This window comes from Longimonas sp., assembly GCF_046498435.1.
Classification (GTDB): Bacteria; Bacteroidota; Rhodothermia; order Rhodothermales; family Salinibacteraceae; genus Longimonas.
This window is the reverse complement of the sequence record NZ_JAWOAR010000358.1, coordinates 1-13,250: the sequence shown is the minus strand read 5'-3', so window position 1 is coordinate 13,250 and position 13,250 is coordinate 1. Positions and strand designations below refer to the sequence as shown.

Here is a 13,250-nt window from a genome sequence, read left to right as displayed (position 1 = left end):
GTGTGGAGGGATGGACGTGTGGAGGGATGGACGTATGAAGGGATGGACGTATGAAGGGATGGACGTATGAAGGGATGGACGTATGAAGGGATGGACGTGTACAACGTCTCTTCTCGTACGTCCCATTCGTCCGTCCACACCTACACGAGGTCAAGAGGCAGTTTGGGGGTTGGTTTGAAGGAGGGAGCGAGCAGAAGTCTGCTCGTCCTACACCAATCGAAAAAGCCCCACCTCGGATTGAGTCCGAGGCGAGGCCTGTGTTTGTCGGATTGTGAAGCGATGTCAGGTGCGCTTACGCAGCAGTAAACTCTTTCTTGACGACCCCGATCTGGCTGCCTTCGAGCACCATGTCGATCTCGCGCGATGAGAGGTCGTGCTCGGCGACGTAGGTTTCGCCCTTCGTCACGTTCTCGACCTCAACCTCGTTTCCTTTCTGCACGGCCTCGCGCAGCCCAGTCAGCTTCAGCGTGTCGCCCTGCTCGATGCTGTCGTAGTCTGCATCGTCTTGGAACAGGAGCGGCAGAATACCGAAGTTGGCCAGGTTCTGGCGGTGGATGCGCGCAAAGCTCTTCACGATCTTGACGCGTGTGCCGAGCCAGCGGGGCGCAATGGCGGCGTGCTCGCGGCTGGAGCCCTGGCCGTAGTTGGTGCCTGCTACGATAGCGTGGCCCGTGTCCTTGACCTCTTGGCTGCGCTCAAAGAACTGCTCGTCGACCTGCTCAAACACAAACTCCGAAATCTTCGGGATGTTGGAGCGGAACGGCAGGATGCGCGAACCGGCGGGCATAATCTCATCGGTTGAGATGTCGTCACCCATCTTCAGAAGCACCGGCACCTCCATGGCGTTGGGCAGCGGCTCGAATTCAGGGAGCGACACCACGTTGGGTCCTTTCTCCAACTCCAGGTGCTTGGCCTCCTCTTCAGGGGGCGGTGCCACAAGCTGGTCGGTGTTTACGATGATGTCTTCGGGCTCCTTGGCATCCGGATAGGTCATGCCGTAGATGTCCTCCAGGTCGCGCGGGTCGGTAATCTTGCCCGTGAGCGCGGAGGCGGCAGCCGTTTCGGGGCTGACGAGGTAGACCGCGTCTTCCTTCGTGCCCGAGCGGCCCGGGAAGTTGCGCGGCACCGTGCGCAGCGAAATCTGTCCGGTCGCAGGGGCCTGGCCCATGCCGATGCAGCCGTTGCATCCGGCCTGGTGAATACGGGCGCCGGCGCGGGTCAGCATCTGCAAGTGGCCGCTGTTCATCAGGTTCTCCAGAATCTGACGCGACGTGGGGTTCACGTCGAACGAGACGCGGTCGTGCACCTGCTTGCCATCGACAATTTCGGCGGCAGAGGCGAAGTCGCGGAAGCCGGGGTTGGCCGAGGAGCCGACATACGTCTGGTAAATCTCCTGCCCTTCCACCTCGCGCACTGGGACTACGTTACCCGGGCTACTCGGCTTGGCGATCATCGGCACGAGTTCCGACAGTTCGATGTGCTCGTGCACGTCGTACGTAGCGTCTTCGTCGGCCTTCAGCTCGCTCCAGTCGTCTTCGCGGTTTTGCGAGCGCAGGAAGCGCTTCACCTCATCATCCGACGGGAAGACCGTGCTGGTGGCGCCCAACTCCGTGCCCATGTTGGCAATGACGTGGCGGTCCATGCAGCTGAGGCTGTCGAGCCCCGGCCCGTAGTATTCAATGATGCGATTCACACCGCCGTCCACATCGTGGCGATGCAGCATCTCCAGAATCACGTCTTTGGCGCTTACCCAGTCGGGCAGTTCGCCCGTCAGCTTCACGCCCCACACTTCGGGCATGTTGATTGTGTACGGCTTTCCGGCCATAGCCATGGCCACGTCGAGTCCGCCCGCGCCGATGGCGAGCATGCCAATGGCTCCCGCTGCGGGCGTGTGGCTGTCGGATCCGATGAGCGTTTTGCCCGGCTTGCCGAAGCGCTCCTGGTGCACCGGGTGGCTTACGCCGTTGCCGGGGCGGCTGTAGTGCACGCCAAACTTCTTGCAGGCGCTGCGCAAGAACAGGTGGTCGTCGGGGTTTTTGTAGTCCGACTGAATCAGGTTGTGGTCAACGTACTGCGCCGAGACTTCGGTTTGTACGCGTGGAATACCCATCGCCTCAAACTCCAGCATGACCATCGTGCCGGTAGCGTCTTGGGTTAGGGTCTGGTCCATTTTGAGTTCGATCTCTTCGCCAGGCTGCATCGTGCCCCCTTCCAGGTGGCTCGCGATGAGCTTTTCTGCAACGTTCTTGCCCATGATGTGTCGTCGTGATTGATGATCGGGGTGGATGAACGAGGTACGTCGTACAACAGCATCTTCCGCGGAAAGGTGGAAAGAATCGATGCTGTTGCACAAGTATTACAAAACGGCAATACAAACGGCAATACGAAGCGGATGCCAGTATGTCCAGAGAGCGCCTCTACACAGGAGCACGGCGCTCTGTCTTGTCAGGCTGTGCTTTATTCCTCATCAGACACGTCTGCGTCAACGGTCTGTGTCCACGGCATTTCGGTTTTGTCGAGGAACGCCTGGATGCCCGCCTGGCAGTCGTCGGTGCCACGGGCGAAGGCGTTCAGTTGCACCGCGTGGTCGAGCGCCTCGCGATAGCCCATGCCCGGCACATCGGCCAGGAGTTGCTTCGTAAGGGCAACCGCTGAAGCACTGGTATTGCGGCTGATGTCGTGCGCAAGAGCCTGCACCGCATCGTCGAGCTCCGATTCTGGCACCGCCTGGTGGATGAGGCCAAGCGCTGCGGCCTCTGCGGCGTCGATCAGCCGTCCGCGGAGCATGAGGTCGCGCAGAGCCGTCTCGCCCAGCTTACGGCGCACGTACACGGCCACGATTGCGGGTACAAATCCAATGCGCACTTCAGTGAACCCCATCTTGGCAGATTCAACAGCGACAGCAAAATCGCATACCGAGGCGAGTCCGCAGCCCCCAGCGATAGCGTGGCCGTTCACGCTGGCAATGACGGGCTTGGGATGCGTGTATATGGCGTTGAAGAGCGCTGCCAGCTGCTCCGAGTCGGCACGGTTCTGCATCGGTCCTGCGGTACGCATCTGCCGAAGCGCTTCCAAATCGGCACCTGAGGAGAAGGTGGACCCTGCTCCGGTAAGCACCACCACGCGGGTTGACGCGTCATCGGCATCGGCACGCAGCGCGTCGTGGAGCGCCTCGACCAGGGGGCCGTTCAGCGCATTGCGCTTGTCGGGCCGGTTCAATGTGATCGTGCGGATAACCGCCGTTTTCGTTTCGTTGATAAGTGGCATAGAATCAGTGCGATTCGTAGAGGGATGCGAAACGCTTTCCAATATACAACATGGCCTGCGCATCCCCAAGTATGCCGTTTCAAGCGTGCACGATATGCAATGGCAGAAGCCGTGGACTGCTCCCCAGACATCTTCTGTCGAAGCCTGTAATAGTGAGGAGCGTCCCGATCCCTGTGGGCATCGCTTGTATCCCCCCGGCTCTCTTTGAGGCGGTGCTGCCTGCGATGGGTTAGGGCGCGGGCACCGAACGCAGCGTTGTGGGCAGGGGTTGTTCGGTGTCGATTGCCTGGGGATCTTGCGGGGTGATGCGGGCCATGCGCGTTGCAGCGGTGGCAGTGCGCGCCATCTCGCGCCAGTACGATGTTCCCCACACCTGGCGATGCGTCTCAATGATGCGCAACTGCGTCAGGCGATAGTGTGACGGATTGTCCTCCGCGAGCGTCTTAAACGTCTCATGCAAGCGCCGCAGCTGGCGCCGGTTGTCCTCGGTAAAGCCAAACTGTCCAATGCGTGTTACCAGCCGGTCGTACGCCTCGTCGGCAGCGGTGCGGGTGCCGTTGCGCGGACGGGTGTAGGTATTCTCGTCGAAGCGAAACGTAGCGTCCGTATCCAACTGTACGCGGCGGCTGCCATGCAAGAGGTCGGGGCCGCCCAGCGGAATAAAGAAGCGGACGGGGGCGCCCTCGGCACGATCCGAGAGCACGATATTGCCGCCATTGGGGATGCCATTGCCTTCGGAGGAGGGCAGGTCGATATGCGGGTTCAGATGCCGAAACCGCTCATACATCGACATGGCGTAGGTGTCGGGGCCCCAGCTGAGGCGCTCATCGGCCAGCTCGCCCAGCAGGTCGCGAAGGGTAACGCGGGTGCCCGAAGCCAGTTGAACGCGAGCGGCCCGCTGCGTATACGACGGGTCGATAATGTTGGAACTGTACGCCCGCATAGCGCCCATTACGGCAGGTATGTAGCCCCGAGAGCGCGTCTTAAAGGTCGAGGATTCGCTGACCGTGTCGAAGCCATCGGTGAGGCCCCAGACAAACGCATCGACCACGCTGGTTGTGTGGTTCAGCGACTGGCCTTCGTTCATAAGGTACGACCGGTAGACATGAAAGATATTGCGCGGACCGGTGTGGTAGGCCGACAGCCCAGGTAGTTCATGACCCACCGCGTTGATGTAGCCGCGCATGAGCGTGAAGGCTGGCTCCATGGTAATGAGCGGATGCTTATCCTCGCGAACCTGGATGCGCTGGCCATTTGAGGTGGACAGCGTGTACGCGTTCACGTTGAAGTCCTCCAGAATATAGGGCATCATCTGGTAGCGGCTCCGTGCGCCGGCTGTAGAGACCAGGTCGTCCTGGTTAAAGGTTTCTACCACCCCCAGCATGGTGGGCAGCAAGCTCATATCCAGATACTGGGCCAGGCGGATTTCGTATTCGGCAAATGACAGATCGCGCTCATAGGCTTCCTGGATCTGGTTGGCGCGGCCCCACCGCACAGCAATATCCTCGCGCGGGTGGCCCTGGTCGGCATGGTGGTCTACCATGCGCCGGGTAAGGCGCCGGCGTTCCGCATCCACCTGCTGCCAGTCCATGTCGGCGCCGGCCTGCCACTGCTCGCGCAGATGATCGACGCTGTACACGCCGAGTAGTTCGTACGTCTCGCTGTCGAACACGCGAATGGTAAAGTTGTCGTCTACGCTTTGGCGCTTTGTGTAGAGATCTAAAATGCGGTGGAACTCATCCAGGGCGCCGCTCTGCTCTTCGGCAAACACGCTGGGGACCAGGTACGACGGGTAGCGTGCATCGGGGTGATTCGGATGGTTGCCCACGGTAAATGCGGCTGTATGCATCACTTGCGTGGTTGTATCGGGCGCGGCGTTGACACTGCGGAGCAGCGGCACGCGCTCAAGGACCTGGTGCGCCATCTGATGGGCAAGGGCGTTCCAGTGGCCGGTACCTACCAGCACGACCACAAGCAGTGCTGTGAGTGCGCCGCTCCATGGGAGCAGGCGGGCCTGGGGCTCCGGGCGGTCCATCCAGAAGAAAGATCGGAATCGGGAAAACATAGGACGAACTGGCTATACTCCATAGAAAAAACGCGCGCCGTGCGTACGTTCAAGGTAACACGTCGCGGGGCACGAACACAATGAGGACCTTCCCACTGGCATTGTCGGCATGAGGGCGCAAAAGCAAGATCGCAAAAAGCGGTCCGTAACGCGGGGCTCCGAAGAGCAAGTGCTTTGCACATTGAGGAGTGCACCGGTCAGGGCGGCCACACGTCGGTTGAGCGGATGCGGGCAGCTTGGGCCGTTTGCCCAAGGCCCAGCGATAGAATGAGCGTGCCCTGCATTCGGTGATGGTTGGTCTGGTAGCGCTGTAAGAATCCATGATCGAGTGCGTCGTAGAGCGCCGTTTTGATGGTCTGCCGCCCCGGAACCCCCGAGGTCGAGTGTCCATGAATGACTTTGAGGGTCGCTCGGCCGCGCGATTCGGCCAAGTCGAGCGTGCGTCGGGTCACGGCCAGGGCCTCGTCTACTGTAAGTCCATGCAAATCGAGCGTAACGGTGGTGCCGTCATCATTGAGTCGAATCATGGGAGTTAGTGCGTAACCGGAAGCAGATGCATGTTACAGGAAAAAAGACACATCTATGCAGGCGCCTATGCGAACGTGCAGATTTAGGGAAGGTTTTCCCGGATCCGGGTAATTTATTGCGGCAGGCCCGGAAATTAATATAGCGGACCCAGCACCCGGCGCGGGTCCGGGTAGCGCTGCACAGCCGCGGCGCGCTCATCAAGGCGCACCACGCCGGGGTAGTCGGCCTGTTCGGGGGCGTGCCACGCCAGTTGGATGTGCAGGTGCGGCACCCACCCACCGTTTTCGTACGTGTCGCCAAGCCAGCCAATAACCGAACCGGCTCTAATAGCGTCGCCCGGCGTGTGCTGCACAGCGCTCTGGCGCGAGAGGTGGCCGTGCAAGATCCAGAGCGGCGCATCGGCCAGGGTGTCGTGGCGGGTGATGACCGTGCCTCCATAGTTGCCGGGCTCGTCGTGATACGCGCAGTCGGCAATCATGCCCTTGGCGCAGGCATGCACCGGCGTACCAGCGGGCGCCCAGATGTCGATGCCCATGTGCACGCGGCGCTCGGCATCGTACTGCGGGGCGCTGTACATGGCCTGCGTGCGCACCTCATTGTAGCGTCCGATGGCCCACGTCATAGCTCGCAGCTGGGCGCGGTCGTACGTTTCGGTGAGGTCAACGACGGGAGGCGGTGTATCATCCGGAAAGGGGATGACGGGGTGCAGTTCGTTGGGGGTGCGACGTAGCATGGGAGCAGGCGGCAGCTTTCACGGAACGATGCAGCTTGTGCAGTTGGCTACGCACAGCGGGGGTAGGGGGATGCGTAGGAGAGGGTGCCCTGCCTGCGTATCTATCCAAGAAAAAAGAGATCCCTCTGCCGACGGCTGTCGGCATCGGGATGACTGCGTCACAAAAAAGCGCCCGCTTCGGTGTAGAAACGGGCGCTGGAGGTTGAGCGACGGGGCCGCACCGGGGTTCATCACGGCAGGCGCGGGTTCTGCATGACGAGGCCGCGCTCTTCGGCGAGAATGCGGTTCATGTCGTGCAGCATCGTGATTTCGTCTTCGACGAGCACGAGAATGTCGTTGCCGTCTTCGTCCTCCTGCTCCTCGTAGATCTCGACCGGCGTGTACAGATCCATCTCGTTGGCGGGCGGGATATACGCCGGAATGATGGTTTCCGTGCCCAGATCGCCTGCCGCAATGGTCGGGTTCTGCTCCAGTTCGGGCAGCATCATGGGCAGGCGCAGCCCCAGGTCGTGCAGGCGGCGGCCCTCCAGAAAGAGCACCTCCTGGCGCATCTGATAGAGCAAGCGCACCAGTTCATCGCCCGTGGCCGCGTCGATGTCAGGCGCTGTGATCGATGTGGCTGACACCGTTGGGGTTGTGATGATACCAGGCCGGTTCAGAACGAGACCTTGCTGAAACGGTGCATCCGGCTCAAACGCAATTTTGACACCGACAGATTGTGGACGCGGGTTCAGGTTGTTGTCGAGGCGGGCGTCATTATCGTCGAACTCGGTGGCCAAACGGCTTTGGCTAAAGCTAAGTGCATCGGAGAGAAAGCCGCGTGCGGCGTCAGGATTGCCTTCCACGAGCGCGGCTTCGGCCTGGATTAAGTACATCTCTTCGGCTTTTGCGACTGCGATGCCAGCTTCTCTGGACGTGTACTTCGGGTCCAGGAAGTCGAGGCGCGGCAGCGGCTGCATTTCTTTGATTGAGCGCGTCACGAGGTAGATGTGCGGGGCATTGACCAAGTTTTGTTCGTCAAATCCCTGCTCAATCACGAAGTCATCGTCGATTTCGACAGCTTCTTGTGCATAGTCGGAAGCCTCTTGTGGATTGCCTACCCCCCGATGCAGTCGGGCGAGAGCAGCACTTGTACGCAGCATGTTAGAACTGCCACTGTTCAGGCTGCGCGATTCCTGAAAAGCTGCTTCAGCCAGCGTATACAGTTCGGCTGCCGGACGCGGCGTGTCATCTTCTTCGATGGGCACCGCTGAAAAATTTTCGGCCTGCATCAGGAAGGCCATGCCGCGATAGTAATGCACCAGGGCTACATCGGCATCTGAAGCATCTTCATCTTCAGGGAGAATCTCCGTGAGCACGTAGTCGGCCAGAGCGCGGAGTTCCTGCAAGTTCCAGTAGCTGCCCACATCGGCGGCGCGACTGTTGATGACAGCAGTAGTAGGCGTAATGCGCTCGGGGAAGTCCATCGCGGTACCACCAAGTCCGGTGCCGTTGATGGAGTAGTTGTCGGAGGCAATTTCGGTGGTGACGACCGTGCTGCCCAGCGCACGGGCAAACTGAGCTTCGAGCCCTGGCAAGAATACGTTAACCAGGTCGGGGGTGCCTTCGAGGTCGTCTTCGGTACTTTGTGGGTTTTCGACTTCGGTTGGGTCAAGGAAATCGCATCCACTTAGGCCAAGCCCCAGCAAGAGGAGCCCGAGCAGGACAGCGGCTACGGTATGGGTAGAAGTAGGCATAGTCAGCAAATACAGATCGCAAGAGAGTGGGCACTGGACACCGGGCGGCTCATGCCGCCCGGCGGGATCGGGACAACTGTCGTTAGAGCGTGACTTCTAAGCTCAGTCGCACCTGGCGGGGCGGCGAGAGCGTGATGCTCTGGGCTCCGCCCAGTTGCAGTCCGCCCCCACTTGTGAGTCCGGCCAGTTCGGGATCCACCAGATCCTGACGCGAGAATGTGAACAGGTTGCGCCCTGCCAGCGTCACGGAAGCCGCGGACAGGTTGAGCGAGTTAAGCACCGAGTCGGGCAGACGATAGCTGGCCGAGATCTCGCGGATCTTCAGGTAATCGCCATTTTGAAGCAGCGACACGCCGTCGTCTTCGGTGCTGAAGAGGCCCAGTTCTTCGCCGCCTTCGTCGTATTGTGTGGTGCGCTCGGCGCGCACGAGTCCGTTAAACTGTGCCCAGTGGCTGCCCCAATCGAACACCTCGGCGCCGGTGGCCCAGTCGGCCAGGGCGAAGACGCTAATGCGTTCGCCAAAGGTGAAGCGCGAGGTGATCGAGCCGGTGTGGTTCGGATACGGTGTGGAGTCGGTAAACCGGAGCTCCGACGCATCGGGGAGGCCGTCGCCGTTGCTGTCGAAGGGCGTAGCCGCGCGCCAGGCGCCAATGGGTTCGCCTTCGCTAATGCGCTGCTGTGCGCTGACGGTAGTGCTCAGGTTGAAGTCGGGCTCGCCGCCCATGTCTGTAATCTCGTTCCTTACGTATCCATAGGAAGCGCCCAGCGCCCATTCCAGGTTGTTGCGGGCGAGTACGGTAACATCGGCATCCACCTCGATGCCGCGGTTTTGGATCTCGCCGATGTTGCGAAGCTGGGTGCCCAGCCCTGTGGCCGGCTGTTCGGGTACGTCGAAGATGGCATCTTCGGTCTGTGCGGTGTAGACGGTCAGATTCAGTGCAAACCGGTCGTCGAAGAACGCGCTTTCGAATCCTGCTTCGAATGTGGAAGTGCGCTCTGCACTCAAGTCGTCGTTGCCAGGATTGGCGAACCGCGGAGCGGCATTGCTACGGAAGGCCGTAGACTGAAACGAGAAGTCACGGGCAAAGGCCTCCGGAAACTTACCCGTTTCGCCATAGGCTGCGCGCAGCTTCATCTCGTTGATTGCTGAGCCAAAGGTGCGCGTCCAGAAGTCCTCATCCGAGATTGTGTACGCGACCCCCAGGCTCGGATAGGCTTGCAGGCCGATGTCAGTGCCAAACGCGCTGTTGCCGTCGAGTCGCAGACCCGCGTTAATGAACACGCGGTCGTCGATGCCAATTTGCTCGCGCGCGAACACGCCCCCGTTGAAGATCTCGCTGCGACCTTCCTCGGCGGTAACGCTGCCTGCTTCTCCAAAGCTTTCAGAGCCTGGGATGAGCGTTTCTCCTTCCCCAAGCACGGTGCTGATCTCCTCGCGGAAGCCCTGCACGCCGAATGTGAGGTCGGAGGTGAAACTTCCTTCGCGCGGATAGCTCACCGTGCCCTGGTATTCCAGGGTAATAGACTTGAAGTCCCGGTTGAAGCGGGTAAGCAGGCCGTCTGTGTTCCCGGTGAGTGGGTCTGCTGCGGCCGGATCGCGCCGGCGCTGCTCACTCACGCGGCTGTCGAGGCCAATCGTTAGGCTTGTGTTAAACAGATCCGAGGGGGTGTAGCTGGCCGATGTTGCAAACGTGAACCGGTCCACGCCTTCCTTGATTGTAGGCAATAGGAACAGCTCCAAGGCTTCGTCAAGTGTGCCCTGACCCGAAAAGAACTTCGCATCGCCCACTTCAAATGCTGTAAGCGGGTCGGCGATAGCGGTGCCGTTGTTCACACGCGAGAAGTTGGAGCGCGTGTAGGCGCCGCTAAACCCGACGCTGAAGTTGTCGGCGAACTCAGATTGCACATTGCCACGCAGCGCGTAGAGCGTATTTTCGTTGTTGGGTTGCACGCCGGTACCATCCTGAAGGCGGCCACTCACGTTGTATGTGATACCTTCGCTTCCCCCCGATACCCCTGCATAATAGCTCTGGGTATGGCCAGTTTTCAGGATCTCGTCGGCGATGAAGCTGTCGCGCCCAAAGTCTGGACTATCCGGATCTTCGACGGCACTGGCAAAGGAGAAGCCGGTGTCGCGAAAGAACTTCGTGACCGGGAAATCCGCGCCCTGCTCCGTCCGGAACGTGATGCGGGGCTCTCCTTCCTGACCCTGCCGCGTAAAGATCTGGATGACGCCATTGGCCGCGTCAGATCCGTACAGCGTGCTCGCGGCACCGCCTTTGGTGATCTCGACCCGCTCAATGTCGTTGGTAAGCAGGTCCGAGAGCGCCGAGGTCGACTCGCCGCCGAAGCTGAGGCTGGTGCCCGAGTTGTTGTCTACCCGCACGCCATCGATGTAGATGACGGGCGTTTGGCTGGCAAACACGCTGGTGATGCCCCGGAAGTTGATGAGCGCGCCCTGCCCGGGTTGGGCCGACTGCGCTCGAATCGAGGAGCCCGGCACGCGGCCTTGCAGCAGTTGGTCGATTGAGGATACCGGGGCCTCTTCGATGTCGCTCGCCGAAATCACGCCGACATCCGCCGAGAGCTTGCGCCGCTCCACGCTCTGTCCGAGCCCCGTGACCACGACCTCGTCCATCTGCACGAGGTCTTCGCTCAGCGTGAAGTCTTGCACGATCTCCTCACCTGCTTCGATGGTGACGGTAGTGGTCTCCGTCTGAAAGCCTACAAACTGCGCTTGTACCTCGTAGGACCCTGGCGAGAGTCCCTCAATTCGGTATCGGCCCTCCATGTCAGTCGCCGCGCCCTGGTTTTCGGCGGGGATGAGTACGTTAACGCCCGGCAGTGCGTCGCCGTCGGCGGATACAACCTGACCAGTGAGGGTGCCCGTGTCCTGGGCCTGTGTTTCGGCGGGAAATACGCTCATAAGGAGCGCAATCAAGCCGATGAGATACCAATTCGAGTTCATAGCGCGGGTCCTAAAGCATAGAAAGTAATCTGTGAATGCAGTGAATGCACAGTGAAACGTCTGCAACACACAGCTTACGCGCAACCGCTGTGACCACTTTCTATAGACAGGAAGCGCTTACATATTATTTATTAGTTGAATGTTCATTATTGCAATGTTATGTGTGGTCCCACACGGTTTAGCACGTGCTCTACTCCGCAGCATCGGCAGCCTGTGCCGATGCCTCGCGCAGTTCGCGGAGTCCGGTGCCATAAAATGCCAGACAGAGCGCGCCGGCTCCGGTGTAAAATATAAGTTGCGACGCATGTGTAAGCACCGCGTACGATGCCGCGGGGGCCTCGGGCATCTGGTAGAGCGTAGCCAGCGCGACAATCGTAATGTAGTGAAACGACCCCAATCCGCCGGGGGCAGGCACGAGCAGGCCCAGCGCGCCAATAGCCATGAGCGCCCACGCATCGGCCAGTCCAATGCCGTAGGGCGCGGCAATGTGCAGCATCCGAAAGGGAATGTATGCCATGAGCAGATAGCCACCCCACATGCCTACGGTTGTGCCCACCACCGCCCACGGATGCGCCGTGGTACGCACGGTGTCGAGCCCATCCCAAAAGTGGCGCAGCACCGGACGCACCACCAGCCGGTACCACGCTCGCAGTCTGCGCGCCACATGCGGCAGAAACCATGCCCCCAGCATGGCCCCAAGCGCGGCAAGGCCCATGGCCACCGCGCTCCAGAACGCCACATCTTCGGTCCAGGGCGGCACCCGAAGCGCGGCCTCATCAACCAGCGTGCCCAGCCGGTCGCGCACGTACCAGAGTCCGCTACCCAGCGCCAGCAGCAGCACCAGGGTATCCAGGATGCGCTCTACGACCACCGTGCCCAGCACACTGCTGAATCGAAGCTGCTGCTTGAGCGCAAGGTGCCCGGTGCGGGCAAACTCCCCTGCACGCGGGGCCACATAGTTTGCCATGTAGCCGATCATGGTAGAGGCAAACGCGGTCATGAATCCAACATGCCCCGGCGTAGCCCCCTCACGATAGGCGCGGTCGGGCAGCGTGTGTAGCAGCAACTGCCACCGAATTACACGCATCACGTTGCTCAGAATCACCAGCACCACAAGCGGAACGAGCCACCAGTAGTTGGCCTCCTGAAAAGCGGTGGCGAGTTCCTGCATCGGAACCCCCCGAAATGCCAGGTACAGCAGCGCCGCGGCCAGCACCAGACTGCCACCGTTGAAGAGCCATGTGCGGATGCGTTGCGCGGTCATGGGCAGTTGGGCAAGGACGAAAAGCAGCACCAATGGGTATCCGCTCACGCGTCGTCGCGCAGATCCACCACTTCAGCGTCAGCGGGAGGCTCGAAGGCGAACCGGTCGTCCTCGAAATCTGGGTTCAGTGTGATATCATTCAGACGGATGCGAATGTGCGTGTCGCTAAAGTCGGTCAGTTCCAGTTGCGTGATGACGGTGTCGCGTTCGCGCACCCACAGCACGAGGGTTTCGTACTCGGCATCGTCGTCGGCAGCCTGCAAGGTGAGGCGCACTTGCTCGTTGCTCACCGACTCGCTGGATTCCAGCGTAAACGAATCGCTAAATTGGGCGAATAGCGTGGTCGGGCGGGCCCAATCGCCGTCGTCGGCCTCCGCATCCGACACAATGACCTGCCCGCGCATCTGGTTGTATACATACGTCGTGGTCGGATTCGACACAATGGTCTGGCCGTCGCCTTCTACGCGAAACGACTCGGGCGTGGCGTAGAGCGTACCGGTGCGCTCGGTGGTGTCGTCGTCCATTGGCGAGGTAACCGCCTGCTCGTACTCCGCACGCAGTCCGTCTAACTGGTCGTAGCGGTCTTGTACGCGGGTCAGCCAGTCGGTAGCGGGGGCAGACTGTGCGTGCAAGGTGGGCGGAGCGCAGAGCAACAACGAGAGTACAAACAGAGGGATAAAGCGAAGCAT

General features: G+C 60.6%; 9 protein-coding genes. All 9 read right to left on the bottom strand.

From position 1 onward, the window contains the following. Window positions 1-292 precede the first annotated feature (292 nt). Entirely contained in the window at window positions 293-2,254 is a 1,962-nt protein-coding gene (locus R6U20_RS14120; RefSeq protein WP_410338481.1) for an aconitate hydratase, read from the bottom strand. Between the two features lie 203 nt (window positions 2,255-2,457). After that, on the bottom strand, window positions 2,458-3,267 hold the full coding sequence (locus tag R6U20_RS14115; RefSeq protein WP_410338480.1) for an enoyl-CoA hydratase/isomerase family protein: 810 nt from the start codon (window positions 3,265-3,267) through the stop codon (window positions 2,458-2,460). 229 nt (window positions 3,268-3,496) lie between these two features. After that, window positions 3,497-5,332: a hypothetical protein gene (locus R6U20_RS14110; RefSeq protein WP_410338479.1), complete on the bottom strand. Its 1,836-nt coding sequence runs from the start codon at window positions 5,330-5,332 to the stop codon at window positions 3,497-3,499. Window positions 5,333-5,529: 197 nt separating this feature from the next. After that, window positions 5,530-5,859: a Smr/MutS family protein gene (locus R6U20_RS14105; RefSeq protein ID WP_410338478.1), complete on the bottom strand. Its 330-nt coding sequence runs from the start codon at window positions 5,857-5,859 to the stop codon at window positions 5,530-5,532. Window positions 5,860-5,993: 134 nt separating this feature from the next. After that, window positions 5,994-6,593 carry a peptidoglycan DD-metalloendopeptidase family protein gene (locus tag R6U20_RS14100; RefSeq protein ID WP_410338477.1) on the bottom strand — a complete coding sequence of 200 codons (600 nt, stop codon included), beginning with the start codon at window positions 6,591-6,593 and terminating at the stop codon, window positions 5,994-5,996. Window positions 6,594-6,823: 230 nt separating this feature from the next. After that, window positions 6,824-8,329 carry a tetratricopeptide repeat protein gene (locus R6U20_RS14095; RefSeq protein ID WP_410338476.1) on the bottom strand — a complete coding sequence of 502 codons (1,506 nt, stop codon included), beginning with the start codon at window positions 8,327-8,329 and terminating at the stop codon, window positions 6,824-6,826. Between the two features lie 82 nt (window positions 8,330-8,411). Further along, on the bottom strand, window positions 8,412-11,297 hold the full coding sequence (locus R6U20_RS14090) for a SusC/RagA family TonB-linked outer membrane protein (RefSeq protein WP_410338475.1): 2,886 nt from the start codon (window positions 11,295-11,297) through the stop codon (window positions 8,412-8,414). Window positions 11,298-11,487: 190 nt separating this feature from the next. Then, window positions 11,488-12,561, bottom strand: coding sequence for a lysylphosphatidylglycerol synthase transmembrane domain-containing protein (locus tag R6U20_RS14085; protein ID WP_410338474.1), 1,074 nt, complete (start codon window positions 12,559-12,561; stop codon window positions 11,488-11,490). A gap of 44 nt (window positions 12,562-12,605) precedes the next feature. Then, window positions 12,606-13,250, bottom strand: a 645-nt coding sequence (locus R6U20_RS14080) for a LolA family protein (RefSeq protein WP_410338473.1), incomplete at its 5' end; no start/stop codon positions are given.